This is a genomic window from Candidatus Lariskella endosymbiont of Hedychridium roseum (genome assembly GCF_964020185.1).
Classification (GTDB): domain Bacteria; phylum Pseudomonadota; class Alphaproteobacteria; order Rickettsiales; family Midichloriaceae; genus Lariskella.
On the sequence record NZ_OZ026538.1, the window covers coordinates 907,395 to 933,179 of the forward strand.

Here is a 25,785-nt window from a genome sequence, read left to right on the forward strand (position 1 = left end):
CCACTGTTCAATAAACTTTAAAGAAGAGAAGGAATTTAAAGAGTTATTATGCGGAAGATGCCTATAATTACACCCCTTATATATTTTTTACTTAAAAAGAGAGCTAAAGAGTTGATCAAAAGTATACTTAAAGTTATAATATTTATAGATCCATATAACCAATAAAAATTCTAAAATATCGATAAGATGTGTAAATATTCTAACGATATGATTTTTTTATATAAAGGCACAGAGATGATGCCAGTTATAGCGAGAGTATCGGCGCTATTTTATCAATTACTACCGGCTAAAGCGCGGTAGTTTGTGTAACGCTTGCAAAGCAGATTAAAAGCGTAAACGCTAAAACTCTGATATTCTAAAATCATCTTTTTTTTGATGTTCCTCATACTGTTCTATATATTTTTGCACTTCTTCTGAATTCACATTGCCAACTGTCACAACAAAATACCCTCTGGCCCAAAGATGTTGTCCCCAATACCGCTTACGGAGCAGTGCAAATTCCTGTAGCAACTTACGACTACTTATACCTTTAATATATTGCACAGCTTTAGATATTGATATACTAGGCGGAACCAATGCTAATATATGTACGTGATCAGGACTCATACTGCCACTAATTATATTTATGTAATTAGCAGCACATATTTCTCGGATTACTTCCCTAGTTCTAATCGCAACTTGCCCAGTTAAAACTCTATACCTATACTTAGTACAAAATACTATATGATACTTTAGGTCATATAGGCTGTGGGATCATCTCCTATATTCCATTCGTCCTCCCTTAGCACATTTCCTAGATAACTAATACTAAAGTGTTCGCCTAAAGGCGAGGGTGTTAACCATATCACATATAACTACATAAATTAGAAAATAAGTGTAAGAACCCTGATGTTCTGTTGGAAGATGTTTTTTACAAGTTATTTAGTGAACAAGTTAAAAGGTTTGTAAATGAGATTTTTATTAGTGCTATAGATAGAACAAGTTCTGCAGTGAAGTTTGAAGATGATAAATTAGAAGGTAAGTGTAAGAACCCTAATGTTCTGTCGGAAGATGTTTTTTACAAGTTATTTAGTGAACAAGTTAAAAGGTTTGTAAATGAGATTTTTATTAGTGCTATAGATAGAACAAGTTCTGCAGTGAAGTTTGAAGTGGATGAAACACAAGATAAGCATGAGAACCCTGATGTCCTGTTAGAAGATTTATTTGAGGAGCTAGAAGCTGATTATGTATAGCATAAGTGACTAAGATACTGACAAAAGTTAGGAATTAAGATATAAAAAGTGAGTATGAAATAAAAAGCATAAAATTATGGCAAGAGCATATCCAATAGAACTTAGGGTAAGAGTAATAGAAGCATTAGAAAATGGTGCAAGAATCACTAAAGTGAGTAAACTATTTAGAGTGAGTCGTGATACTATCTATAAGTGGAAAATTCTGCAAGATAAGCACGGTTCTTTGAAAGCAGCAAGTGGTTATCAAAAAGGTCACAGTCATAAGATCAAAAATCTAGAAGATTTTAAAGAATTTTTTGAATTAAATATTGCTATGACATCAAAAGAACTAGCAAAGAAGTGGTGTAATATATCACCTACAACGATCTTACAGGCGATAAAAAAACTTGGTTATAGCTATAAAAAAAACTCATCTTCATCCGAAAAGAGATATTCCGTTAAGACATGAATTTATTGAAAAGATAAAAACCATCACAAGAGATAAAATAGTATATCTTGATGAATCTGGAATAGAAGATAATGCTTGTAAAGGATATGGTTGTAGTATTTTAGGAGAAAGGTGCTATGGGGAAAAGGTGTATCAACATAAAACTAGAATAAGTATGATAGCTGGTCTTTGTAATTGTAATCTTATTGCTCCCGTAATATTTGAGGGTAATTGCAATAAAGAGGTCTTTGAAGCTTATATTAGGGAGATGTTAATTAAAGAATTAAAACCTGGACAAACTGTTGTTATGGATAACATTAACTTCCATAAGAATCCTAAAGTGAAAGAGTTAATTGAATCTGTGGGTTGTTACATATTATTTTTACCAACTTACTCTCCTGATTTAAATCCTATAGAGCATTACTGGTTTAAGATAAAAAATGAAATTAGAAAAACTATAGATTTATTTGATACTCTTTATGATGCTGTTTTTAATACAATTAAATTGTCAGCACCTTAGTCACTTATGCTATCACTAATGAAGAGGAAGGAAATGTGAAGAAGCTTCCGACTAGTTTCATAACTAGAGCAAGTGGTATAGATAAAACAGAAGATGAGATTTTCATAGTTGGGGCGGAAGAAGGCAGTATTAATAGGATTTCGATTAATTCTTTAACTGGAGCGAGTCGGAGCGCTATGGCGGAAGCTGAGAGTTTAGTTGAAGCAGAAAGAAATATTAAGAAGCCTACAAGTTTAGTAAATAAAGCAAGTAAGACTGATCAAATAAGATCTAATAACTCACAATCTACTCAAAGTGGTACAATTGATTTAAACAATTTTGAAAATACAAAACTTGATGAGAAGCAAAATGATGACTTGCAAGCAGAGCATTATGTGTATTAGTCGACATTTTATCTTACATTTAGTAAATTAAATTATTGAGAGTTTTCACATAAAGATAGATAAGAGCTGTTCTTGATATTGTTTGAATATTTGTGTAATAGTAAGAGCGCACCAAAGCTTGATGGATCCGTATACCATTGACTCTTTTTTAGAAACGATTTTAGTGCGCCGTGTCATTCGGCATAAATGATGTCGCGTGTTGCTATTATCTCTCTCGATACATACTGTGCCAGACTTTCCAATTGTATGACGCTCTTTGGGTAAAATTTTAGAAAAAGCATCCCAATCATCCGTATAAAAATGACATTCTTTCAGATGACTCACTTTTTGTAGAGCTTTTGGAATGTTGCAGTATCACGATTGCCTGTAACCCAGGCAACGGTTCTCCTTGTACTACGATCAACTGCCTTAATGATCCAAAGCTTATTTTTTTTGAACCAATAAAATGCCACATCTCGTCGAATTCCATCTCCATAATATCCGAAGAGACAACTGGCTCCTGAGTCTTGCCCATCGCCTCTACTACCCAGCGATAAATTATGGACGGCGAATGCCATAATATCTTGCATAACATAGAAAAAGAGCCATTACCAAGAACTATATAGCATAACGCATAATGCTTTCTTAACAGCTGTTTGAGGCTTCTTGCCCAGATCGCCCTCAACAAAATTTAGAACATGATCTGCACTTATAACGCTGTACACCCCTCACAATGCCATTCTTTACAAAGATATCAGAGCAACATCCCTTACAACAAACCATAAAACCACTCTTTAGTTTTTAAAAAAGTGATCATATCATACTTCTATCTAATTGTGAAAACTCTCAAATCATCAAACCGAAACTAGGTTTACTTGAATTGGCAAAAAGCCTTGGTAGTATATAATCTGCATGTAAGGCAATGTGTTATAGTAGAGATAGCTATTACAGATTTAAAGAACTATATGAAACAGGAGGAGAAGAAGCGCTATACGAGATAAGTCACAAGAAGCCAATAATCGCTAATAGAGTAGATCCAGAAAAAGCAGTAGTTGATATGGCGATAGAGTACAGCATATGGACAACTTAGAGTATCAAATGAGCTGAAGAAGAGTGGTATACTTGTTTCTCCTGGAGGAGTAAGATCGATTTGGTTACGTAATGATTTGAATAATATCAATAAAAGATTGAAAGCCTTAGAAGCTAAGATGGCCCAAGATGGTATTATATTGACCGAAGCACAGCTGCAAGTACTAGAGAAACGCCGTAATGAAAAAGAAGCACATGGAGAAATTGAGACACAACATCCAGGTTATTTAGGTTGCCAAGACACATATTATGTAGGCAATTTCAAAGGGATAGGAAAGGTTTATGCTCAGGTATTTATTGATAGCTACAGTAGATTTGCTGATGCTAAACTGTATACTGACAAAACTGCGATTACTGCTGCTGATATGCTAAATGATCGAGTGTTACCATGGTATGAGAGTCAAGGGATACCGATGCTTCGTATTCTTACAGATCGTGGAGGAGAATATAAGGGAAATATAGAACATCATGCTTTTGAGTTATTTCTCAGTATAGAAGGTATAGAGCATACAACAACTAAAGCATATTCACCTCAAACTAATGGTATGTGTGAACGTTTTAATAAAACTATGAAACAAGAATTCTTTGATACAGCTATGCGTAAAAAGATTTATACATCATTGGATGACTTGCAATTAGATCTTGATATTTGGTTAGAATATTTCAACAATGAAAGACCTCATTCTGGTAAATATTGTTATGGAAAAACACCTATGCAAACTTTTTTGGATAGTAAAAAGTTAGCTGTGGAAAAGAATAATGAAATCTTGTATCTCAGTTACATATCTGACAGTCAAAACTTAACTGACAAGCAGATATAAAATTTATAACTGTCTGTAAGATCAAATCTTGACTTCTACAACCAAATTAATATCGTCTTTTGCTCCACTTATTATATATAGTTTCCGGTTCTTATGTCTTATAAATGCATGCACTGCAATGAAACTTTTTTCGTATTGTCAGATCTAGGTAATTTTTGTTGCATTGGATGTAAAGTAGCTCACAATTTAATAAAATCGCTAGATTTGAGTGACTACTATAAATACTGCAAAAATATTTATAATACAAATCCAATACGCGTTAATGACGCTATCCAAAATAATATAAATTATGTAGCAAGTGTCTCTAAAGATGAAAAGTCAGGGTGGAACAATATTGTACTGTCGGTGGAAGGGGTTTATTGTGGAGCATGTGTTTGGTTAATAGAATCTAGCCTAAATGCACAAGGATATGTAAACTCTGCTAGACTTAATATGACAACCAATAGACTAAGCTTGGAGTGGGAGGGAGACGCTAAAAAAATTAATGATATCATATCCATTATAGAAAAACTTGGTTATAGAGCAGTTCCATTTGAAGTATCTGAGATGATTGCAAATTCTCTAAGAGAAGAGAAAGACTTACTAAAGCGCTTGTTTATCTCAGGCATTGCAGCAGCACAAGCAATGATGGTAGCAATGGTAATATGGATAAGCCATTATTACGGAACAATGCCAAAGTACACAAGGTATGTACTACATGTTGTCATAGCAGCAATCAGTATTCCTGCGATTATATATTCATGCAAGCCGTTTTTTTATCCTGCATGGCGCGCCATTAGAAACTGGCGCAGTGATATGAATATACCAATATCTATCGGCATAATTGGTGCAACATTAGTTAGTATTCAAGAAACAATATTAATGAGAGATTACACATATTATGATGCTGCAATTAGCCTTGCGTTTGTTCTATTGATAGGACGATATCTAGATTTAAAGGTAAGAAATAGAGCAAGAGCTGCAGCTAGACAAATGTTACTCAGTCAACCACAGTATGTTACTATAGAAAATGGAAATCAACTTGAGATAATTAGGGTTAAAGACGCAAAGCTGGGTCAGGTCGCAATAGTAGAGAGTGGAGAAAGAGTACCTATTGATGGGAAATTAATTGATGAATTTGCATCCATAGATGGAAGCATTATCACCGGAGAAACAGTACCAAAAGATATATCACTTGGCGAAATGATATATGCAGGCAGTATAAACCTTGGCAATACCATCAAAATTAGAATAGAAAAATTAAGCGATCAAACAATCTTGAGTGATATAATCAAACTCATTGAAACTGCAGAGCGCAGCAAAGCAAAATATGTTAGGGTTGCAGACAAAATAACAGAGTTTTATGTTCCTATAATTCTTATGCTTTCTGCTATAACTATCTTCTTCTGGGTATTTATAATGGAAATATCCATTACAAATGCTATTCTCTATGGAGTTTCTGTTCTAATAGTTACATGTCCTTGCGCACTTGCACTTGCAGTTCCAATTGCACATGTTATCTCCAATCTAAAACTGATGAAGCTTGGATCATTCATAAAATCCCACGATGCTTTAGAAAAATTTGATCAAGTAAACACTATCATTTTTGACAAGACCGGCACATTGACTAAAGGCATAGTGCGTATGCATGCACATAACATACATGATGAAACCTTGAAAATTATAGCATCAATCGCCACCAAGAGTAAGCACCCGATATGTATTGCGATTAGAGAACAATATAAAGGTGACATTTTAGATATAAGTGTAAAGGAGGAAAAAGGACTTGGGTTACTTGCCAAATACAATAATAAATCTTACAAGCTTGGAAACAGAAGCTGGTGCGGTATAGAACATGATATTGGACTCGATGATGATAAAATGGAAACCTGGTTCGCAAGTGAAAACTCAGATCCTATAAGATTAACATTTGAAGATGAACTAAGACCAGAAGCAGTAGATGTGATCACAAAACTAAAAAAACTGAAGTTAAGATTGATTATACTATCTGGAGATAGAACAAATACTGTAAAAAAAGTTGCAGATGCAACTAATATACTAGAGTATTTCTCTTGCAAAACACCTAGTCAAAAATGTGAATTTATCAGAAATATACAAAAATTCGGAGGAAATATACTTATGGTTGGTGATGGACTAAATGATGCAGCCGCACTGAGTGCCGCTGATATCTCTATGTCCCCAGCTTCAGCCATTGGAATAGCACAAAATAGTGCAGACATAATATTTCAAAAAGATTTATACGCTGTGATTGAAAACTTGATGATTTCTAGATATTCATCTATAGTGGTAAAGCAAAACTTTTTTGTTGCATTTTTATATAATATTATCACTGTACCAGTTGCTATGTGTGGGTTGATAACTCCAGTCATAGCATCGGTTGCGATGTCTACGTCTTCAATAGTAGTTGTACTGAATTCTATGAAGATTAACTCACTCTTTATCAAGAAAGACTAAAATGATTCAACAATTCAAATTATCCAACATTGATGCTACAAAACCTGAGATAGTGATTTTTGACTGGGATGATACTTTGATAAAGTCTGGAAACATATACCAGATACTTTTTGAAAAAGTAATGAGAGATTTAAACTCATCAGATAGCGTTAGAGCAGCGCGTGAATATTATAGACACTACTCATTAAATGAAGCTTTTCCAATGATATTTGGTGATGATTGGAAAAAAGCGCGCGATTTATATTATAATCATTTGAGTAATGTTGATCTTTCAAACATAGAAGTCATGGAACACGCTGAGGATGTCTTAAAACATATGCAATCCGAAGATTTGACTATGCTTATTGTCAGCAACAAAAACGGCAACGTCCTAAGAGATGAAGTCAAACGTATTGGGTGGGAAAAATATTTTACCGGTATTGTTGGAGCTTCTGATGCAAAACGTGATAAGCCATGGCCAGATCCAGCACAACTTGCACTTTCTGCTTTTAGTTTTTCATCTCCTGAGAAAGTTTGGTTTGTTGGAGATAGTATCGTAGACGCAAAGTGTGCGCATTCTATATCTGCACAGTTTGTGCTATTTGGTGATCAAAACACACAAAAAGATGTAGATAATGCTATGGTTCCGTATCTATATGTTGCAGATCACAAAGAGTTAATTTTATTGCATAATATGGCTAAATGAAGATTTGGATAGTAGACGCTTTTACTAAAACGCGTTTTTCTGGCAATCCTGCCGGTGTCTGCATAGTAGAACAGATTTGCGATTTAGACGAGAAATTAATGCAATCAATAGCATCCGAATTTCGAATCTCTGAAATTGCTTTTGTTAAGCATTTGAATAAGCAGCATTATAGCATCAGATGGTTCACACCAAATTCAGAAGCACCTATTTGTGGTCATGCTACAGTTGGGGCTATGCATATTCTAACAGAGCTTGGTATAGAAGAAAAAGGGATATACATAAAGTTTGACAGTATTTCTGGTCCTCTTTCAGCTATTAAAGACTTTAATGGTCTTATAACACTAAACTTTCCGTCCTACAAACTGAATAGCATTACAGATCATACCATGTGCTTACGTTTTAACGAAATTGTAGGCGGTATTCGTCCAATTGAATTCCTTTGTGATGAGAATTGTGTAGTAATGCGTTTTGCAGATCCAAGTGTAGTGCAAGATTTAAAACCTAACTTCACGCTTCTTTCAAAAGAACAGTGTAGAGCTTTAGTTGTTACATCTATTGCAAGGCCACTTTTCTATGATTGTGATTTTGTCTTTAGGTATTTTGCACCAAAGGTTGATATAGATGAAGATGATGTTTGCGGTTCTGCACACTGCAGGCTGACACCTTATTGGTCTAACATTATGAATAAAGAGTTCTTTATATCTCGTGCATTATCTAAGCGTGGTGGCGTAGTATACTCAAACGTCGTAAATGATAGAGTCATGATATCAGGATACGCAGTAACTGTTTTTTTAGTCGAATATCTTCAGCATACTGATAATCACATTGCAACTCTATAATGAAATACTAGTTACCAATTAATAGCACAATTATATGGCAAATTTTGCAGCCGATCAAAGAGCTTTAATGATCCTACCTGCAAAGTGCACACACGCGGATTTCGATGGCATGATTTTTTGAGAGTTTTCACACAAAGATAGATAAAAGTTCTTCTTGGTATTGTTTAAATATTTGTGGCATTGTAAGAGCGCACCAAAGCTTAATGGATCCGTAGAGCATTGACTCTTTCTTCGAAACGATTTTAGTGCGCCGTGTCATTCGGCATAAATGATGTCGCGTGTTGCTATTATCTCTCTCGATACATACTGTGCCAGACTTGCCGATCGTATGACGCTTTTTTGGTAAAATTTTAGAAAAAGCATCCCAATCATCCGTATCAATTACTACCGGCTAAAGCGCGGTAGTTTGTGTAACGCTTGCAAAGCAGATTAAAAGCGTAAACGCTAAAACTCTGATATTCTAAAATCATCTTTTTTTTGATGTTCCTCATACTGTTCTATATATTTTTGCACTTCTTCTGAATTCACATTGCCAACTGTCACAACAAAATACCCTCTGGCCCAAAGATGTTGTCCACAATACCGCTTACGGAGCAGTGCAAATTCCTGTAGCAACTTACGACTACTTATACCTTTAATATATTGCACAGCTTTAGATATTGATATACTAGGCGGAACCAATGCTAATATATGTACGTGATCAGGACTCATACTGCCACTAATTATATTTATGTAATTAGCAGCACATATTTCTCGGATTACTTCCCTAGTTCTAATCGCAACTTGCCCAGTTAAAACTCTATACCTATACTTAGTACAAAATACTATATGATACTTTAGGTCATATAGGCTGTGGGATCATCTCCTATATTCCATTCGTCCTCCCTTAGCACATTTCCTAGATAACTAATACTAAAGTGTTCGCCTAAAGGCGAGGGTCTTAACCATATCACATATAACTACATAAAATGCCTAACATAGAAAAAGAGCCATTACCAAGACTATATAGCATAACGCATAATGCTTTCTTAACAGCTGTTTGAGGCTTCTTGCCCAGATCGCCCTCAACAAAATTTAGAACATGATCTGCACTTATAACGCTGTACACCCCTCACAATGCCATTCTTTACAAAGATATCAGAACCACATCCCTTACAACAAACCATAAAACCACTCTTTAGTTTTTAAAAAAGTGATCATATCATACTTCTATCTAATTGTGAAAACTCTCGATTTTTTTAAGTACTAGTTAATTTCTGCACCTTGCACTTTTATATATTTGCAAAAAATTAACGAAGTAATACTTAAAAATTCAGCTAAAAAAACCTACACCATGACTTTGCCGGCAGTACCATACAGCAGGTAAATAAAGAATTGGCATTTCGAATTTTGATACGAAGCTATGAGCTAGAAGGAATGCGAGATAGTGTATACATAAAAACTTTGTATGTATATATCTTATATTTTCATATATAACTTGCGCAATATCTAACCATCCACCTACCTGGCAAACTCATGAAAATTTCTAGACTACCTACCGCTTATTTGAATAAGCTTTTAAATATATTATTTCCACCCGAATGCATTACATGCAATTCCGAAATAACTGAAGCATATACAATGTGCGATCTTTGCTGGAAGAAACTGGATTTTATAACAGAACCCAATTGTGCCAAGTGTTCTCTTCCAATACAGTCTATAGCACTGGAGCAAAAATGTGACATAAATTGTTTGCATATACAACATCAATACTCTACCGCAAAATCTGTTTTTGTGTATGAATCTGTGACAAGAGAGTTGATACATAAACTAAAGTATTCTACTTACTATCAGATAGCACAATTCTTCGCAAAATTAATTTGTAATAGGTTTGCTGAGAATATAAAGAATTACGATGTTGTGATTCCTGTGCCTATGCATTACTTAAGATTAAAGGAGAGAGGATATAATCAATCATCTATACTTGCAGTAAAAGTTGCGCATACGCTAAAAATCAAGAGAGTTTTCATATAAAGATAGATAAGAGCTGTTCTTGATATTGTTTGAATATTTGTGTAATAGTAAGAGCGCACCAAAGCTTGATGGATCCGTATACCATTGACTCTTTTTTAGAAACGATTTTAGTGCGCCGTGTCATTCGGCATAAATGATGTCGCGTGTTGCTATTATCTCTCTCGATACATACTGTGCCAGACTTTCCAATTGTATGACGCTCTTTGGGTAAAATTTTAGAAAAAGCATCCCAATCATCCGTATAAAAATGACATTCTTTCAGATGACTCACTTTGTTGTAGAGCTTTTGGAATGTTGCAGTATCACGATTGCCTGTAACCCAGGCAACTGTTCTCCTTGTACTACGATCAACTGCCTTAATGATCCAAAGCTTGTTTTTTTTGAACCAATAAAATGCCACATCTCGTCGAATTCCATCTCCATAATATCCGAAGAGACAACTGGCTCCTGAGTCTTGCCCATCGCCTCTACTACCCAGCGATAAATTATGGACGCCGAATGCCATAATATCTTGCATAACATAGAAAAAGAGCCATTACCAAGACTATATAGCATAACGCATAATGCTTTCTTAACAGCTGTTTGAGGCTTCTTGCCCAGATCGCCCTCAACAAAATTTAGAACATGATCTGCACTTATAACGCTGTACACCCCTCACAATGCCATTCTTTACAAAGATATCAGAGCAACATCCATTACAACAAACCATAAAACCACTCTTTAGTTTTTAAAAAAGTGATCATATCATACTTCTATCTAATTGTGAAAACTCTCAAAATCAAATATATAGAGGATGCACTTGTCAAAACACGAAACACAGCAAGTCAAATGACACTTAATGAAACCATTAGACAAACTTCTATAAGTGGAGCATTTGAAGTAAATTGTAGATACTTAAAAGAAATAAAAGGTAAAAAAATAGCAATTATAGATGACGTTTTTACAACCGGATCTACAGTTAATGAGTGTACAAAAGTGTTGCTGGCAAATGATGCAAGTGATGTTGCTATTTTCACAATTGCAAAAACTGTTAAAAAATTTTCTTGACTTTATTATTGTAAAATATCTCATAAATAAAAGATATTTAAACTCTTGATTTTTTTATATGCAAGCTATATACAACAATATATAGAGAATATCCAGCAGTATTACGCTATATATAGCGCAATACGTTCATGATCAGCTCAAGTATCATATACGGAAATTTATGAAAAATGTACCTTATCAAATCAATATAGATAATAAACGTGATGATTTTTTGACAGATTTCGGAAAAGCCGTGCTTACTGATCGATATTTGTTAAATGGAGAGAGTTTTCAGGATTTATTTGCAAGGATTGCACGCCACTATGCAGATAACCAAGATCATGCTCAAAGAATATATGACTATGTAAGTCAGATGTGGTTTATGCCAGCTACACCTATCTTGAGCAATGGAGGGACAACACGTGGTATGCCAATCTCTTGTTTTCTAAACGAGGTTTCTGATAGTCTAAGTGGCATAGTTGATGTTTGGAATGAAAATGTATGGCTTGCTGCAAAAGGAGGAGGAATAGGAACATACTGGGGTAATGTTAGAGCGCTTGGAGAAAAGGTTAAGGATAATGGGAAAACATCTGGAATTATACCATTTATATGTGTACAAGATAGGCTAACACTTGCAATCTCGCAGGGGAGTTTAAGACGTGGTAGTTCTGCTGTATATTTGCCAGTTTGGCATCCAGAAATTGAAGAATTCATAGAGATAAGACGCCCAACTGGTGGAGATCCTAATCGAAAATCGCTTAATTTGCACCATGGAGTTTTAATTTCAGATGCTTTTATGGAAGCAGTAGAAAATGACATGTCTTGGCACTTAAAAAGTCCTAAAGATGGACGTATTGCCTCAGTTATTAAAGCTAGAGACCTGTGGATCAGGATATTACTTGCACGTGTTGAAACAGGCGAACCATATGTTGTATTTATAGATACAGTAAATAGACTAAAGTCCGACATATATAAAAAACATAATCTAGAAATTAAGACTTCAAATCTTTGTAGTGAGATCACACTCACTACTGGCAAAGATTATATTGGCAAACAAAGAACAGCTGTTTGTTGTCTATCCTCACTTAACTTAGAATATTTTGATGTATGGTCTAAGAATGAGTTATTCATACCTGATGTGATGCGTTTTCTTGATAATGTTATGGAAGATTTTATAAAAAATTCACCTGAGGAACATGCAAACTCGGCTTACTCAGCTTCAAGAGAAAGAAGTGTCGGCCTTGGTGTTATGGGATTTTTCTCCAAGCTGCAGCAGGATATGGTTCCTATTGAATCTGCTGTAGCAAAATCATTAAATAAAAAGTTCTTTACACATATCAAAAAGGAAGTAGATAGAGCTTCTGTAATGATTGCAGAAGAAAAAGGCGCATGTCCTGATGCAAAAGATGCTGGGATTAATGAAAGATTCAGCCATAAAACTGCAATTGCACCAACAGCTTCGATCTCAGTTATAGCAGGGAATGCATCTCCTGGTATAGAACCTTATAGTGCTAATACATATACACAAAAAACACTTACTGGCTCGTTTAGTGTACTTAATAAGCATCTAAAAAAACTATTGCATTCTAAGGGTAAAGATATAGAAGAAATATGGTCTTCTATTATGAATCATGAAGGTTCTGTACAACATCTTGATTTCTTGACTCAACACGAAAAAGATGTATTTAAAACAGCATTTGAGATAGATCAAAGGTGGTTAATAGACCTTGCAGCAGATCGAACACCGATGATAGATCAAGCTTCATCGCTCAACATATTTCTTCCTGCAAATGTGAGTAAAAGAGAGTTACACATGGTACATTTTCAAGCATGGAAGAAAGGTGTAAAGAGTATGTATTACCTGCGCTCTAAGTCGTTGCAGCGTGCTGATAAAGTATCGCTAGAAAATATGACACATACAGAACATGCTATACAATTACAAATGAGCCTTATTCAAAACGATAAAAATGACGAAGAATGCTTGGCGTGTCAATGATTTAATAACAGTCGTAATTGCTTGAAACCAACATCAATCCTGCTCTTCTTAGAGTTATGACGTTATTAAGTAGTATTTCTAGGTACAGGACAGAATTATATATCAGAAAATTAGCGCATGGCAGCTTTAATGGCTAATCGTTGCACATTTAACTTTAACTTATCCACAAAAATAGAATCGTTTAATGGTGGGACTGCACCATTATTTTAGCACTTCTATATCAAAACCGGCAGCAACATGCTTAAAGCACCTTTCTTAAAATCTCTAGTAACTCACCATCGCTAATTCCTGAGAAGCTGGCTTGTGCAAACTCTTTATTTCCACCACCTCTTAAGTCTTCATACTCACTCATCTTTTTCAAAATCTCATTGGCAGCAAACTTAGGAGTATTGCAAATCTGTAAAAATATATTTCCAATGTTCCCATCCTTTGAAATAACTATGAGAACACCATCTTTTATTCTATTTTTTATTATAGAAGCAACGCTTCTTACATCTTTAGGTGCAACATCAGAGATATAAGCTATATAACACCTTGACGAATTTATTACCTCTTCGTTCAGATTTGTATTTGCCAAATTCTTCAATTTCAAATCCTGCAACTCCTTTTCTAATGACCTCTTCGCGCTAGTAAGTAATTCCAATTTTTCTGGCAAATCTTGCTCTTGACACTTCATTATTGATGATAATGCATTTAGCACCTTCAACTTGTCAGATACGTATTCTAAAGCAATCATACCAGTTAACGCTTCTATTCTTCTAACACCAGATGCAATCGATGAATCACTAGCTATTTTGAAGAAACCAATATCTCCAGTTCTACTTACATGAGTTCCACCGCATAACTCCATCGAATCACCCATTTGCACAACTCGAACTTTGTCATCATATTTATCACCAAAGAGAGCAACCGCACCTCTTTCAATCGCAGCCTCTTGAGGCATGATTTCAGTACATGATGCTATATTCGCAATAATAATTGAATTTACTCGCTCTTCTATCTTTTTAATTTCGTCTGGAGAAAGCGCTTTATTATGTGCGAAATCAAATCTAAGCTTTATATCCGTCACTATAGAACCTTTCTGTACTACATGAGCACCTAAAATTTCTCTTAGCGCAAGATGTAACAAATGAGTAGCAGAATGATTTGCTCTAATCTTTCTTCTTCTTTCATCGTCTATCACCAGATTTACCTGTTCATCAACACGAATAGGTGAAATATTTGCTTGCAAAGTTACATGATGACCAAACAATTTATCAGCATACTTCTGCGTGTTTGATACTTTGTGACCAGACAAAACACCAGTATCACACACCTGCCCTCCAGACTCGGCATAAAATGGCGTTTGATTTACTATCACTATAGCTTCTCCAGCTGCAGCTTCTGTAACCAGCCTTCCCTCCTGCACTATTGCCACGACTTTACCAATAGCTTCTTTATCTAAATATCCTATAAACTCTGTAGCACCAAACTCATCATAGATTTGGTACCATAATAAATCGTCCGCCTTAGAACCAGAACCAACCCAAGCAGCCTTCGCTCTTTCCTTTTGTTCTTGCATGCACGACTCAAAACCTGCTTCATCAAGCATAATACCTTGCGCGCGGAGGAAATCTTTTGTTAAATCTAGAGGAAATCCATATGTATCATATAACTTAAACGCTACTTCTCCATCCATTATACCGCCCTGTGCTATCTTGTCAGTACTAGCATTCAATAATCTCAATCCTCTCTCCAAAGTCTCACTAAATCTTTCTTCCTCTTCCTTTAAAGTAGACATGATAAAATGCTCTCCACGCTTGAGTTCAGGATATGCATCTCCCATTTCGCCGATTAATGCTGGAACAAGGCGGTACATCATAGCATCCATATAACCAAGGCTATGCACGTGCCTCATGGCTCTTCTCATAATCCTACGAAGCACATATCCTCTACCCTCATTTGATGGTGTAAGGCCACTTGCAATCAAAAAGCATGATGCGCGCAAGTGATCTGCTATCACTTTATGCGAAGCATTCGTTGGAACATCACCAGCTAAAGATTTTACAGCACCTATTAATGACTGAAACAAATCTATATCATAATTATCATTCTTGCCTTGCAGTACAGCTGCAATACGCTCAAGCCCCATACCTGTATCTATCGAAGGCTTTGGAAGATTTTTTCTTATGCCACCCTCACATTGCTCATACTGCATGAAAACCAGGTTCCAAATTTCTATGTAGCGATCTCCATCTGCATCTTTTGTCCCAGGAAGCCCTCCAAAATACTTATCACCATGATCATAGAAGATCTCAGAACACGGACCGCATGGTCCAAGTTCTCCCATAGACCAAAAATTATCACTCGTTGCAATTCTTATGATTCTATCATCTGCAAAACCAGTCAGTGCCTTCCAAATACCAAAAGCTTCTTCATCGTCATGATATACTGTGATATAAAGTTTTTCTTTATTCAATCCAATTTCTGATGTTATGTAGCGCCATGCAAATTCAATCGCTTCCGCTTTAAAGTAATCACCAAATGAAAAATTCCCCAGCATTTCAAAAAATGTATGGTGTCTTGCAGTATATCCAACATTATCTAAATCATTATGCTTCCCACCTGCTCTAACGCATTTCTGAGCAGTTGCCGCTCTTTTAAAAGTAGGTACCTGCACTCCAGTAAAATAGTTCTTAAATTGAACCATACCTGAGTTTGTAAACATTAAAGTCGGATCTTGAGTTGGAATCAGAGAATTAGATTCTACAATCTCGTGACCGCAGTTTGAAAAAAACTCTAAAAAGTTCTTTCTGATATCACTTAGCTTCATATCACTTATTTAAGTTAAATAAAATTATTACAAAGTTAGCATAATTTCACGCAGCCCATAAAATATGATGAAATACATGTAAATCTAAAAAGCCTCAATTACAAAATTCATCATACATTAGGCCATGCCGGCAAAGTCACTTTCGCAGACTCCTTTGACCTGATTTTCAATTATTACTTCGTTAACTTCCTCACAAATATATATAGCCAAAGCAGCATAAAAGAGTCATGCCGTGCTTTGTCTTTTTGATAAAATTTAAGTCAGCCTCTCACATAAAATAGAGTTATATTGCCGATTTTAAGCGAATAAAAATTTATTCTAACTCCTCGTTTGCTATGCATATTTTGTAGCGCTTTAGCTATAATATTTGACTCAAAAATTCACTTGTACTCTAAAAAATCATGCCATTAAAATCCGCGCGCGTGCACTTTACCAAGTGCATAGCAAAAATGCTAAATCCTATCAACACTGGTATTAAATCTCTTGATTTAACATATGCTTTTGGTGTTTCTGTATATTTAGTACAAGCCCAAATCCAAGTAACATCACACCTAGATTTGAGCCACCATATGACAGAAATGGCAGCGGTATTCCAACAGCAGGCAACATTCCAGATACCATACCAACATTTACAAAGATATGCGCAAAGAGCATTGTTGCAATTCCACACACAACCAGTCTTCCAAATTGATGACGAGTAGAAAGCGCTATATAATAACAACATAAAATCAAAAGTGTATAGAGCAAAAGTACAAACATACATCCCATAAAACCAGCTTCTTCTGCAAGCAATGTAAATATGAAGTCGGTATGTTTTTCTGGTAAGAAGCTCAACTGATTTTGAGTTCCATTTAGTAATCCTTTCCCACGAAAACCACCAGAACCAATAGCAATTTTTGACTGCATAATATTATATCCTGCCCCAAGCAAATCCGATTCAGGATTTAGGAATATCATTATCCGCCTCTTCTGATAAGCATGTAATAAATTCCAAATTATCGGCAAGCTTGCAATAGCAGCAATTATAGGCACTGCAAAAAAAACTAGTCTTACCCCTGATGCAAAAAATATACCAGCTGCAATTGCCAGTGTAATTATTGCAGTACCTAAATTTGGCTGTTTAAGTATAAGAAAAACAGGAAGCAAAAGCATAGCAATTGGCATCAGTAAAAATTTTAACTTTAATATTTGAGAAGAATGCATTTCATGGAAATAATGTGCAAGCATTATCACCATTGCTATTTTCATAAACTCAGACGGCTGTAAATTTATCATGCCAAATCTTATCCACCGCTGCGCGCCCATCGCATAATGCCCAAGCACCTCTGCCATGACAAGCAAAAATAAACAGAAAAAATAGATGTAATAAGCAGAATTAAATATAAAAGAAGTATCTATGTATCTAATTACATATATAAGCGGTAGGAATAACAATAGCACATAAAACTGTTTTTTAACCCAGGGATTTAAAGAGCCACCAGCTGCCGAATACAACAGCACAAGGCCAATTGCACACAATGTAAGTAAAAGAAATATTATCATGGAATGTGCTAAAGCAAATCCAGAATAATATGAATTATCTCTTATTTGGCGCATCTTTTAAACACCTGCTTAAAAATATGTGCTACTGCTCATGTACATTGGTAGATAAAAACATAGCGGTCTGCCGCGTATGATAGCCAACATTTGGGTTAGTTAATAATTTATCCAATACCTCTCTAGCTCTATCCTGCATATTCTCTTTAAGTAATAAAGAAGCCTGTATAATCTGAGCACTGGAAGCATATATTGGATTTGTTTCGATGTATTGATCAAGCTCATTGATAGCATCTTTGTTTTCTATGGTCTTCGAACGAATTTTTAGATTAAGAGAAAGTATCTTTGAAAAATCTCTAAAAGTCATATCAACACTTTCATCATTTGATATAGAATCATATATTGATGTTGCTTTATCCACTTCCTTTTTTCCATCATAAAACCATGCAAGGTATAACTTAGCCATCATAGCGTAATTTGAGCTTTTTGATGATAAATTCTCTAGTTTTGACACAATAAGCCCAAAATCAGTGTTTCTAGATTGCATCTGTGTCATTGCCTCAATAAATACACTTGCATCAGCATAGATCTTATTTTTCTTATGATACTGCAACCAAATGTATGAAATACCAGAAATTATACATAACAAAAGTACAGCAAAAATAAATTTCCAATATTTTATAAGAAACCTTTCAGCTTTTTCTCTTGCTATATCTCCTCGTACTTCGCTCAATAACAAATCAACCATGAATTACTCCAACTTATTTACAATATATAGCCAGCACAGTCTTCCACTCATAATTTAAAAATATAACACTTCATGCTAACACTGCACGATACTATACTTGGTAAATTTATGAAACCTCTAATTACTCCTTTCGTCAACAATCGATTTGCTGCATAAATAAATTTTTCGGAAAATTGAATGTACAAAACTTAGCTTTTAGCACGACCCTACGCTCAGCACTGCCTGCACAGCAACTTGCACAGACTTCTTTTGGCCTGATTTTCCATATTTATACCAAATCCCTAAAATAACAGCATATATGTGTATTGCCAAAGCAGTATAAAAGAGTCGCTATACATGTTATGATGCTAGGTGAATATTAAAGGAATGAAAGCATAATATACCACTATTCAGTTTAGGAAAGAGGTATTAAATCTATCCGCAAAAAGTCTCAGAAGCGGTATAAAATAATGTTTAGAGTGTCAAAATGGTGTTTAAATCCGTAAGAAAATGTTATAATAAGTGCAAAAACTTACGGATTTTTTGCAGCAAGCATCACAATCACATTTTTGAATCTGCCATTGCAATTCACTTGAATATCTTTTCAAGAGTGAACAAGCTGTATAATAGACCTCTTGCATAACCTCATTCTGAGGTAGAAATTCTTATAGAGTAGATTTTTGCAAAACGTCACCAAACAATGATCCACGTGAGTGTTTTTATGTTTTAGTGACAATCAAATCACAGCTTGGAACAGGTTATGCAAGAGGTCTAATGTCTATTTTACATAAACCATTCAAAAATTTAGCTAGACCAAAAATTCCATCCATGAGTGATGAGTATACGAGTAATGCCGCTGATTGAGACTTTTGGCGAATAGACTATTAAAATGATAAGAAGCTGATAAAACATTCATAAAATTATCTGAAGAATTTCAAAACTCAACATAACTCTTTTATACTGCTTTGGCTATAATATTTGACTTAAAAATAACTTGCACCTTAAAAAAATCATACTCTTAAAATCATCGCGTATACACTTATGAAGGCAGTGCAATATAATTTATCAGATACTTGCAAATACCACCTAACAAAATCCATAAAATTTTTGGCAATTTTGCCATTTTTTCTGCTGGACTTTTGATGCGCCATAATTGCTTGAAATCAACATGTTTCCTCTCCTTCAAGCATTATAACGCATGCGACTAATTATTGATTACTCCAATATTCATCTTTCTTTACTATGTAATAACCAGAGTTCACACTACCTGCTGTGTGTATTTCACTCACTCCAATTCCCTTCATAATTGCATGCAAAAGGAAAAACATAGATTGCATAGTATCCATATATTCTATCTTGCTTTTAGGATATAAACTAGCAACATTGTCAAATGACATACCACAGATTTCTTGATTTATTTTCTCTAGATCCTGCAGCTTCACAGGGCTTGCAAGAGCAAATTCAACATTTAAACCAGAAACTATACCGCTACCAAATCCATAAGCTTTCATTTCAGGGTTATTCTTGATCAAAGACATTAGAGCTTTATCTTCAGAGAGAACTTTTCTTACTTTATTATCATAAAACTTATAAATATCATTTAGAGAAGAACATTCAATCATAGATGTTTTCTTTTGTGGAAACCGTACTTTCATTTCCCGTGTTAAAATTTCAGTACCAGTATTACCTTTATATATTAAACTTTGCTTCGTTTTTGGATCTACCGATGTGATTTGATAACTGCCGCCACCTATATCAATTAGCAGGATATTTGGATCATCAATCGTAATTTCTCCCTTTTGTAATAACATCTCTTGTGTTACTATGTATGCCATCTTAGCTTCCTCTTCCTGCGATATAGCATATACACGAACATCTGTAGAATCCTCTATCTTTTTCAAAACTTCGCTAGTGTTTGAAGCTTTACGGGCCCAAGCAGTCGCAAAACCAGTGCATTTACTAGATTTACAGTCTACTTTATTCAGTTTCTTCATCTCATTTATCGTCGCTATACCATTCTTAATACAATTCTCATCCACTTTTTTATCTGGAGATTTAGAGATACAGCATTGATATGCCATCTTTCTAGATAAATGCTCTACCTCCTTTATGATATTCCCATGACATTTGTTAAATAAATAGGTAGTCATTCTAGAAGTGCCTGAACCAAGTTCAAAAACGTAACGTTGCTCAATGCAATCTTCAGCAAATGCAAAACCTCCACATGAGAATATAAAAAACAAGCTCAATACAATTATCTTTCGAATATAATCCATATAACCCCTCTTTATTAATTATGTTTTAACATTTTTCAGTTAAAGACGACATAACAAAACATACTATATATATATTCAGCATAATATGCAATCAATCTATGCAATAAATAGCAACATTAAGCCAAATAATGCTGCATTATATACAATAACTCGCATAATATTGCAAATCAAAATTTATAACCGAAACACTATTTAAATTTTGACATATTCTATAAAGAACAACAAACTGCCCAGTAATTGCAGCTTTATTCAAACACTGCATGCTCGTATAAATATATAACTTATAAATTGTATTCTAAACGAGTAATAAGTGATACAATATTTCAAATTAAAATTGTTATGCTGCTATAGCAAAACTAAAAAATTAAGATTTTATTTAGTGGTAATTAATGCAAAAGCTAGACAATATATATAATGCAATTGGTACTATGAGCGGTACGTCTTGTGATGGTGTAGATGTATGCTTGATAGAAACCGATGGAATGGAAATAGTAAAATCCTGCTACGGAAAAGTTTATGAATACAGTAGCACACTACAAAAAAGAATTAAATTTTTGAGAGTTTTCACATAAAGATAGATAAGAGCTGTTCTTGATATTGTTTGAATATTTGTGTAATAGTAAGAGCGCACCAAAGCTTGATGGATCCGTATACCATTGACTCTTTTTTAGAAACGATTTTAGTGCGCCGTGTCATTCGGCATAAATGATGTCGCGTGTTGCTATTATCTCTCTCGATACATACTGTGCCAGACTTTCCAATTGTATGACGCTCTTTGGGTAAAATTTTAGAAAAAGCCTCCCAATCATCCGTATAAAAATGACATTCTTTCAGATGACTCACTTTGTTGTAGAGCTTTTGGAATGTTGCAGTATCACGATTGCCTGTAACCCAGGCAACTGTTCTCCTTGTACTACGATCAACTGCCTTAATGATCCAAAGCTTGTTTTTTTTGAACCAATAAAATGCCACATCTCGTCGAATTCCATCTCCATAATATCCGAAGAGACAACTGGCTCCTGAGTCTTGCCCATCGCCTCTACTACCCAGCGATAAATTATGGACGCCGAATGCCATAATATCTTGCATAACATAGAAAAAGAGCCATTACCAAGACTATATAGCATAACGCATAATGCTTTCTTAACAGCTGTTTGAGGCTTCTTGCCCAGATCGCCCTCAACAAAATTTAGAACATGATCTGCACTTATAACGCTGTACACCCCTCACAATGCCATTCTTTACAAAGATATCAGAGCAACATCCATTACAACAAACCATAAAACCACTCTTTAGTTTTTAAAAAAGTGATCATATCATACTTCTATCTAATTGTGAAAACTCTCAATGAAAGAAACACTTTTACCTATTTCTCTGGTAAGCAAAAATGATCTATAACATGTATTATATGAACTTTCCACAATCATGAACATCTAGCAAATATATTAAAGCTAAAACTACTCCGGAGTTTACTGTTATTGTGATATAATCATTTGTTGTACGATTAAAACAAGACCTATAACCAAAGAAGCAGAGTTCTTTTTCTTGTAGATCCCACTTTAGCCCCTTAGTTGTGACACTACCCCTGGGTGCGCCCATTAACGAGATCTTAGTATTGATAGGCAAAGATATGGTCTTACATCGTTTGGAACGCACTAAAAAGCCAGCTATTGGTGGCGCAAAGAAAACGTCCCCTGTTGTCATAGTAAACAGTATTACATTGTTTAATATGTGATCAATACAACCACCACCCATCCCCAATATGATTGAAGGTGCCATGCTATTCTTTCTAATATAATTTAGTGATTTTCCAAAGTCACAAAGCTCTTGATCAACTATATGTACAAGATTGAGTTTTTTTACTTGAATTTTATCGATACTATCCAAATCACCTATAACAACTTCTGGCACTATCTCATCTTTTAAAAGTTGGTTTGCTGCACCATCAACCGCAATAATCGGCATCTTATCAAATGTCGAATATTTATTTAATTGATAAAAGAAACTAGCATGCGGCAACTCTCCATTTAAGCATAAGACTGACTTAAAAACACTTTGCTCAACTAGCTTAAAAAAGGAGTTATACAGATCTCTTGTCATAGTAACATTTTTGGGCTATAGATATCAGGCTAACAGCTGTACCAATCACATTACTTATCAGTACAAAAGCAGAGTACTGATACAACGCGTAAATGACCCAGCTAATTGAACAAATAAAGTAATTGATCAGCATGAGCATTGAAATATCAGAGGCAGATTTGATAACAAAAGACTTATAAACCTGTGGAATAAAACCGATACAGGACGTAATAAGAGCTAACATACCAAAGAAATTTTCTATATAAAACACATTTCCTCCGTTTGTACTAACAAATATCAGGTTCAAAGGGTTATGATAAAACATTCTCAGCTAAGTAAGCACCCCTAGTGTTATGCTACACATCATTAATAATTTATGTTGTTTTGTCCACAAGATTATATCGTATGACTCTTAAATCATAATCTTGTCATATGTAACCCCAGTTCGACGTAAGGAATAGAGAAATAAGATTAGCGGCATAAGAATGGAACCATTAGAATTCCTCCAAAACCACTACATTTTGAGGATATACCATGGTTCCCTTATTAGAGCTATACTGTTATATAGATGACTTTTGCAAGCTATTTGAAGAGCAATTGCAGAATCGAGGTTTATGCAGTGAGAGAAGATTAAGACATAGGCAATACATGCTGAGCTTATCAGAGATCATTACAATACTTGTGATGTTCCAACTTAGTCATTATCGAACATTTAAAGATTTTTATAAAGACTGTCTAAGCATACACTATGCGTCGGAATTTCCAAGATTAGTGAGTTACAATAGATTTGTTGAGCTTATGAAGCATGCTGTTGTGCCACAGATGGTTATGCTACGCTCTTTATCTGGAAGTAAGACTGGTAAATACTATATTGATTCAACAAAGCTTGAGGTTTGTCATAATATGCGCATAAGAAGACACAAAGTTTTCAAAGATATAGCAAAACGTGGGAAAACATCAACTGGTTGGTTCTTTGGATTTAAATTGCATATTATCATGAATGATTGTGGTGAAATTATTAATATATCAATAACACCTGGTAATAAAGATGATAGAGCAGTTGTAGAGAATCTTGCACGCAACTTGAAAGGATGGCTGTTTGGAGATCGTGGATATATATGCAAGAACATAGCTAAAAAGCTACGTGCTCAAGGTTTAGAGCTAATTACTAGACTTAAGAAAAACATGAAAGAAAAGCTATATTCTGAAGCTCAAAAATCCTTTTTAAACAAGCGTAACTTTATTGAAACAGCTATAGGACAACTGAAGAATATCTGTCATATACAGCACACAAGGCATAGATCAACAACTAATTTCTTAGCTAACTTATTTGCTGGAATAACTGCTTATACTTTAAAACCAAATAAACCAGCAGTCTCATGGAAAAATAAAATAATAAACTTAGCTCTTATATCGAACTGAGGTTATGTAGAATTCATGACTTAACAGCTTTGATTTATACATAGAGTGTTTTAATTGCATTTAACATAAGTGAATTCTATGGCATTGCTAACCAAGAATAGATTTTGCTTTTAAATTCGCGTATATGTATGTATACTGCCTTGATAGTAAGTTATATTGGAAGCATTATATATGTTAAGTTGTAAGTATTGTGGCAGCATAGAAAGCACAAAGAATGGCTATATTAAAGGTCGTCAGAGGTATAAGTGCCTAGAGTGTAAAAAGAGCTATAAGTCTGGAGATATGAGAGTAAAGTACAGCCTTAATAAAAAGATGAAGGTTGTTAGTATGTATCTGGGGGGAGTTGGAATTAGATCAATCGAGAGATTAGAAAAGGTCTCGAGTCCACTTATAATAAAGTGGATTAGAAAATTCTCAAAGCTTCTAAAACAAAGGCTGAATGATGTTACGATACCTGAGGATGCCAAGCAAATCTCAATTATTGAGCTGGATGAGCTTTTTAGTTATTGCCAAAAAAAACTAACAAAGTCTACATTTGGCTTGCTGTTGATAGGGACAGAAATAAAGTTGTTGATTTTGAAGTGAGCATTGTCAGGGATTTTGCATCCTATCTTCCGATTGCCATGCGATTACAAAGTAGCTACGAGATAGAGATATCATGCAGTGACCATTACGACGTTTATGAAAAATTTAGGATTGCTAAAAAACACTATTCTACTAAGGCAGAAACGTCTTTAGTGGAATCATTCAACTCATTAATACGGCACTATTTAGCCAGGTTTCATCGTAAAACCAAACGTTACAGTAAGGCCATAGATATGATCTATAACTCTATCCTAATGCTTTTTAATAAAGACTTGCTGATATCTATCTTTAGTTAGCAATGCCAATTCTATAAATAAGTTTTCTATGGTAAGCTAAAATTAAACATTATAATATAGCTTATAGTTCAATCATAAAACAAATTTTCAAAAATAATGATAATGCTAAAAGAAAATGATATTGCTCCTGATTTTAAATTGGAATCAACTGATTACAAAGAAGTTTCGCTTAGTGATTTTACAGGTAAAAATATTGTATTATATTTTTATCCAAAAGATGCAACACCAGGATGCACAATAGAAGCTAACGATTTTAATAAACATCTTGATGAGTTTCGGAAATTTGATTGTGTAGTATTAGGGATTTCAAGGGATAACATTGCCAGCCACAAGAAATTCATCGCTGCACAATGCTTAGCATTTCCTTTATTATCCGATCCAGAAGGTGAAGTTTGTAAAAAGTACGGAGTATGGCACATAAAAAATATGTTTGGCAAAAAATATTATGGAATACAGCGAAGCACTTTCTTAATTGGAAAAAATCAAAATATAGTCAAAGCATGGTATAAAGTAAATCCTTTAGGTCATGCCCATACAGTATTACAATCTGTTAAATCGTTAGTATAACGTACTGAAAAACTCAGGAGG

The 25,785-nt window shown here is 34.7% G+C and carries 29 protein-coding genes, 3 pseudogenes and 1 riboswitch; of the genes and pseudogenes, 16 read left to right on the plus strand and 16 right to left on the minus strand.

Annotated elements, in window-relative coordinates:
* Positions 1–339: 339 nt before the first annotated feature.
* Positions 340–741 (minus strand): annotated as a pseudogene (tnpA, locus tag AACK98_RS04615) (IS200/IS605 family transposase); the annotation flags it as partial.
* Between the two features lie 155 nt (positions 742–896).
* On the opposite strand from tnpA (AACK98_RS04615), the gene AACK98_RS04620 reads away from it, so the two are divergent.
* The 3 genes from AACK98_RS04620 to AACK98_RS04630 all read left to right on the plus strand — a co-directional run bounded on the left by AACK98_RS04620 (position 897) and on the right by AACK98_RS04630 (position 2,562).
* Entirely contained in the window at positions 897–1,232 is a 336-nt protein-coding gene (locus AACK98_RS04620; protein WP_339040342.1) for a hypothetical protein, read from the plus strand.
* A gap of 76 nt (positions 1,233–1,308) precedes the next feature.
* Positions 1,309–2,179 (plus strand): IS630 family transposase gene (locus AACK98_RS04625; RefSeq protein ID WP_339040258.1). Its coding sequence is split into 2 segments (ribosomal slippage): positions 1,309–1,632 and positions 1,634–2,179, totalling 870 coding nucleotides; the frame shifts between segments, so codons are not numbered across the junction.
* Between the two features lie 35 nt (positions 2,180–2,214).
* Positions 2,215–2,562: a hypothetical protein gene (locus AACK98_RS04630; RefSeq protein ID WP_339040344.1), complete on the plus strand. Its 348-nt coding sequence runs from the start codon at positions 2,215–2,217 to the stop codon at positions 2,560–2,562.
* A 45-nt stretch (positions 2,563–2,607) separates the two neighbouring features.
* Here the strand turns inward: AACK98_RS04630 and AACK98_RS04635 are convergent, their stop codons facing one another.
* Positions 2,608–2,886 carry an IS1 family transposase gene (locus AACK98_RS04635; protein WP_339040346.1) on the minus strand — a complete coding sequence of 93 codons (279 nt, stop codon included), beginning with the start codon at positions 2,884–2,886 and terminating at the stop codon, positions 2,608–2,610.
* On the minus strand, positions 2,849–3,226 hold the full coding sequence (locus AACK98_RS04640) for a hypothetical protein (RefSeq protein ID WP_339040348.1): 378 nt from the start codon (positions 3,224–3,226) through the stop codon (positions 2,849–2,851). The genes AACK98_RS04635 and AACK98_RS04640 overlap by 38 nt, the downstream gene beginning before the upstream one ends.
* Before the next feature lie 237 nt (positions 3,227–3,463).
* Here AACK98_RS04640 and AACK98_RS04645 point away from each other — a divergent pair.
* From AACK98_RS04645 to AACK98_RS04660, 4 genes and pseudogenes are all read left to right on the plus strand, one after another.
* Positions 3,464–4,451 (plus strand): annotated as a pseudogene (locus AACK98_RS04645) (IS481 family transposase).
* Between the two features lie 204 nt (positions 4,452–4,655).
* Positions 4,656–6,905 (plus strand): cation-translocating P-type ATPase, encoded by a 2,250-nt coding sequence (locus AACK98_RS04650; protein WP_339040350.1) that lies wholly within the window; start codon positions 4,656–4,658, stop codon positions 6,903–6,905.
* A 1-nt stretch (position 6,906) separates the two neighbouring features.
* Positions 6,907–7,590 carry an HAD family hydrolase gene (locus AACK98_RS04655; RefSeq protein ID WP_339040351.1) on the plus strand — a complete coding sequence of 228 codons (684 nt, stop codon included), beginning with the start codon at positions 6,907–6,909 and terminating at the stop codon, positions 7,588–7,590.
* Entirely contained in the window at positions 7,587–8,429 is an 843-nt protein-coding gene (locus tag AACK98_RS04660) for a PhzF family phenazine biosynthesis isomerase (RefSeq protein WP_339040353.1), read from the plus strand. The genes AACK98_RS04655 and AACK98_RS04660 overlap by 4 nt, the downstream gene beginning before the upstream one ends.
* Positions 8,430–8,556: 127 nt before the next feature.
* Here the strand turns inward: AACK98_RS04660 and AACK98_RS04665 are convergent, their stop codons facing one another.
* From AACK98_RS04665 to AACK98_RS04675, 3 genes and pseudogenes are all read right to left on the minus strand, one after another.
* A complete protein-coding gene (locus tag AACK98_RS04665; RefSeq protein ID WP_339042596.1) occupies positions 8,557–8,811 on the minus strand; it encodes an IS1 family transposase in 255 nt (84 codons plus the stop codon).
* 62 nt (positions 8,812–8,873) lie between these two features.
* Positions 8,874–9,275 (minus strand): annotated as a pseudogene (gene tnpA, locus AACK98_RS04670) (IS200/IS605 family transposase); the annotation flags it as partial.
* A 103-nt stretch (positions 9,276–9,378) separates the two neighbouring features.
* On the minus strand, positions 9,379–9,537 hold the full coding sequence (locus AACK98_RS04675; RefSeq protein ID WP_339040355.1) for a hypothetical protein: 159 nt from the start codon (positions 9,535–9,537) through the stop codon (positions 9,379–9,381).
* 407 nt (positions 9,538–9,944) lie between these two features.
* Between AACK98_RS04675 and AACK98_RS08220 the strand changes: the two genes are divergently transcribed.
* Complete coding sequence (locus AACK98_RS08220) at positions 9,945–10,442, plus strand: ComF family protein (RefSeq protein WP_410519968.1); 498 nt, start codon at positions 9,945–9,947, stop codon at positions 10,440–10,442.
* Here AACK98_RS08220 and AACK98_RS04680 read toward each other — a convergent pair.
* Entirely contained in the window at positions 10,435–10,806 is a 372-nt protein-coding gene (locus tag AACK98_RS04680) for an IS1 family transposase (RefSeq protein WP_339042598.1), read from the minus strand. The genes AACK98_RS08220 and AACK98_RS04680 overlap by 8 nt on opposite strands.
* Positions 10,710–11,093, minus strand: a complete 384-nt coding sequence (locus AACK98_RS04685; protein ID WP_339040357.1) for a hypothetical protein — start codon at positions 11,091–11,093, stop codon at positions 10,710–10,712. Before AACK98_RS04685 ends, AACK98_RS04680 begins: the two co-directional genes overlap by 97 nt.
* A 111-nt stretch (positions 11,094–11,204) precedes the next feature.
* On the opposite strand from AACK98_RS04685, the gene AACK98_RS04690 reads away from it, so the two are divergent.
* Together AACK98_RS04690 and AACK98_RS04695 are read left to right on the plus strand one after the other, a co-directional pair.
* Positions 11,205–11,489 (plus strand): ComF family protein, encoded by a 285-nt coding sequence (locus AACK98_RS04690; protein ID WP_339040359.1) that lies wholly within the window; start codon positions 11,205–11,207, stop codon positions 11,487–11,489.
* A gap of 160 nt (positions 11,490–11,649) precedes the next feature.
* Positions 11,650–13,464, plus strand: coding sequence for a ribonucleoside-diphosphate reductase subunit alpha (locus tag AACK98_RS04695; protein ID WP_339040361.1), 1,815 nt, complete (start codon positions 11,650–11,652; stop codon positions 13,462–13,464).
* A 241-nt stretch (positions 13,465–13,705) separates the two neighbouring features.
* Here the strand turns inward: AACK98_RS04695 and alaS are convergent, their stop codons facing one another.
* The 3 genes from alaS to AACK98_RS04710 form a co-directional block, all read right to left on the minus strand.
* Positions 13,706–16,285: an alanine--tRNA ligase gene (gene alaS, locus AACK98_RS04700; protein ID WP_410520020.1), complete on the minus strand. Its 2,580-nt coding sequence runs from the start codon at positions 16,283–16,285 to the stop codon at positions 13,706–13,708.
* Positions 16,286–16,750: 465 nt separating this feature from the next.
* On the minus strand, positions 16,751–17,872 hold the full coding sequence (gene rodA, locus AACK98_RS04705; RefSeq protein ID WP_410519969.1) for a rod shape-determining protein RodA: 1,122 nt from the start codon (positions 17,870–17,872) through the stop codon (positions 16,751–16,753).
* Between the two features lie 28 nt (positions 17,873–17,900).
* The gene (locus tag AACK98_RS04710) at positions 17,901–18,560 is read right to left on the minus strand and encodes a hypothetical protein (protein WP_339040369.1); all 660 of its coding nucleotides are present in this window, start codon (positions 18,558–18,560) and stop codon (positions 17,901–17,903) included.
* A 708-nt stretch (positions 18,561–19,268) separates the two neighbouring features.
* On the opposite strand from AACK98_RS04710, the gene AACK98_RS04715 reads away from it, so the two are divergent.
* Positions 19,269–19,403 (plus strand): hypothetical protein, encoded by a 135-nt coding sequence (locus AACK98_RS04715; protein ID WP_339040371.1) that lies wholly within the window; start codon positions 19,269–19,271, stop codon positions 19,401–19,403.
* A gap of 344 nt (positions 19,404–19,747) precedes the next feature.
* Here the strand turns inward: AACK98_RS04715 and AACK98_RS04720 are convergent, their stop codons facing one another.
* Positions 19,748–20,815 (minus strand): hypothetical protein, encoded by a 1,068-nt coding sequence (locus tag AACK98_RS04720; protein WP_339040373.1) that lies wholly within the window; start codon positions 20,813–20,815, stop codon positions 19,748–19,750.
* A gap of 428 nt (positions 20,816–21,243) precedes the next feature.
* Between AACK98_RS04720 and AACK98_RS08225 the strand changes: the two genes are divergently transcribed.
* Positions 21,244–21,387 (plus strand): hypothetical protein, encoded by a 144-nt coding sequence (locus AACK98_RS08225; RefSeq protein WP_410520021.1) that lies wholly within the window; start codon positions 21,244–21,246, stop codon positions 21,385–21,387.
* Here the strand turns inward: AACK98_RS08225 and AACK98_RS04725 are convergent.
* From AACK98_RS04725 to AACK98_RS04740, 4 genes are all read right to left on the minus strand, one after another.
* Positions 21,380–21,751: an IS1 family transposase gene (locus AACK98_RS04725; protein WP_339042600.1), complete on the minus strand. Its 372-nt coding sequence runs from the start codon at positions 21,749–21,751 to the stop codon at positions 21,380–21,382. The two genes, AACK98_RS08225 and AACK98_RS04725, sit on opposite strands and share 8 nt — an antisense overlap.
* The gene (locus AACK98_RS04730) at positions 21,655–22,038 is read right to left on the minus strand and encodes a hypothetical protein (RefSeq protein WP_339040357.1); all 384 of its coding nucleotides are present in this window, start codon (positions 22,036–22,038) and stop codon (positions 21,655–21,657) included. Before AACK98_RS04730 ends, AACK98_RS04725 begins: the two co-directional genes overlap by 97 nt.
* A gap of 181 nt (positions 22,039–22,219) precedes the next feature.
* Entirely contained in the window at positions 22,220–22,915 is a 696-nt protein-coding gene (locus tag AACK98_RS04735) for a thiamine diphosphokinase (RefSeq protein ID WP_339040375.1), read from the minus strand.
* Positions 22,896–23,138 (minus strand): SemiSWEET family sugar transporter, encoded by a 243-nt coding sequence (locus AACK98_RS04740; RefSeq protein ID WP_339042602.1) that lies wholly within the window; start codon positions 23,136–23,138, stop codon positions 22,896–22,898. Before AACK98_RS04740 ends, AACK98_RS04735 begins: the two co-directional genes overlap by 20 nt.
* A gap of 11 nt (positions 23,139–23,149) precedes the next feature.
* Positions 23,150–23,251, minus strand: a riboswitch (TPP riboswitch).
* 291 nt (positions 23,252–23,542) lie between these two features.
* Here AACK98_RS04740 and AACK98_RS04745 point away from each other — a divergent pair.
* From AACK98_RS04745 to bcp, 4 genes are all read left to right on the plus strand, one after another.
* Complete coding sequence (locus AACK98_RS04745) at positions 23,543–24,316, plus strand: IS982 family transposase (RefSeq protein ID WP_339040242.1); 774 nt, start codon at positions 23,543–23,545, stop codon at positions 24,314–24,316.
* A 171-nt stretch (positions 24,317–24,487) separates the two neighbouring features.
* The gene (locus tag AACK98_RS04750; RefSeq protein WP_339040377.1) at positions 24,488–24,901 is read left to right on the plus strand and encodes a hypothetical protein; all 414 of its coding nucleotides are present in this window, start codon (positions 24,488–24,490) and stop codon (positions 24,899–24,901) included.
* Complete coding sequence (locus tag AACK98_RS04755) at positions 24,823–25,197, plus strand: IS1 family transposase (RefSeq protein ID WP_339040222.1); 375 nt, start codon at positions 24,823–24,825, stop codon at positions 25,195–25,197. The genes AACK98_RS04750 and AACK98_RS04755 overlap by 79 nt, the downstream gene beginning before the upstream one ends.
* Positions 25,198–25,299: 102 nt before the next feature.
* Complete coding sequence (bcp, locus tag AACK98_RS04760) at positions 25,300–25,764, plus strand: thioredoxin-dependent thiol peroxidase (protein WP_339040379.1); 465 nt, start codon at positions 25,300–25,302, stop codon at positions 25,762–25,764.
* The last annotated feature ends 21 nt before the right edge of the window (positions 25,765–25,785 follow it).

Excerpts from the sequence above, each read along its gene's own strand:
- AACK98_RS04655 (WP_339040351.1), top strand. The coding sequence starts at position 6,907 with ATGATTCAACAATTCAAATTATCCAACATTGATGCTACAAAACCTGAG.
- AACK98_RS04660 (WP_339040353.1), top strand. The coding sequence starts at position 7,587 with ATGAAGATTTGGATAGTAGACGCTTTTACTAAAACGCGTTTTTCTGGC.
- AACK98_RS08220 (WP_410519968.1), top strand. The coding sequence starts at position 9,945 with ATGAAAATTTCTAGACTACCTACCGCTTATTTGAATAAGCTTTTAAAT.
- AACK98_RS04695 (WP_339040361.1), top strand. The coding sequence starts at position 11,650 with ATGAAAAATGTACCTTATCAAATCAATATAGATAATAAACGTGATGAT.
- rodA (WP_410519969.1), bottom strand. The coding sequence starts at position 17,872 with ATGCGCCAAATAAGAGATAATTCATATTATTCTGGATTTGCTTTAGCA.
- AACK98_RS04710 (WP_339040369.1), bottom strand. The coding sequence starts at position 18,560 with ATGGTTGATTTGTTATTGAGCGAAGTACGAGGAGATATAGCAAGAGAA.
- AACK98_RS04720 (WP_339040373.1), bottom strand. The coding sequence starts at position 20,815 with ATGGATTATATTCGAAAGATAATTGTATTGAGCTTGTTTTTTATATTC.
- AACK98_RS08225 (WP_410520021.1), top strand. The coding sequence starts at position 21,244 with ATGAGCGGTACGTCTTGTGATGGTGTAGATGTATGCTTGATAGAAACC.
- AACK98_RS04735 (WP_339040375.1), bottom strand. The coding sequence starts at position 22,915 with ATGACAAGAGATCTGTATAACTCCTTTTTTAAGCTAGTTGAGCAAAGT.
- AACK98_RS04740 (WP_339042602.1), bottom strand. The coding sequence starts at position 23,138 with ATGTTAGCTCTTATTACGTCCTGTATCGGTTTTATTCCACAGGTTTAT.
- AACK98_RS04745 (WP_339040242.1), top strand. The coding sequence starts at position 23,543 with ATGCTGAGCTTATCAGAGATCATTACAATACTTGTGATGTTCCAACTT.
- AACK98_RS04750 (WP_339040377.1), top strand. The coding sequence starts at position 24,488 with ATGTTAAGTTGTAAGTATTGTGGCAGCATAGAAAGCACAAAGAATGGC.
- bcp (WP_339040379.1), top strand. The coding sequence starts at position 25,300 with ATGCTAAAAGAAAATGATATTGCTCCTGATTTTAAATTGGAATCAACT.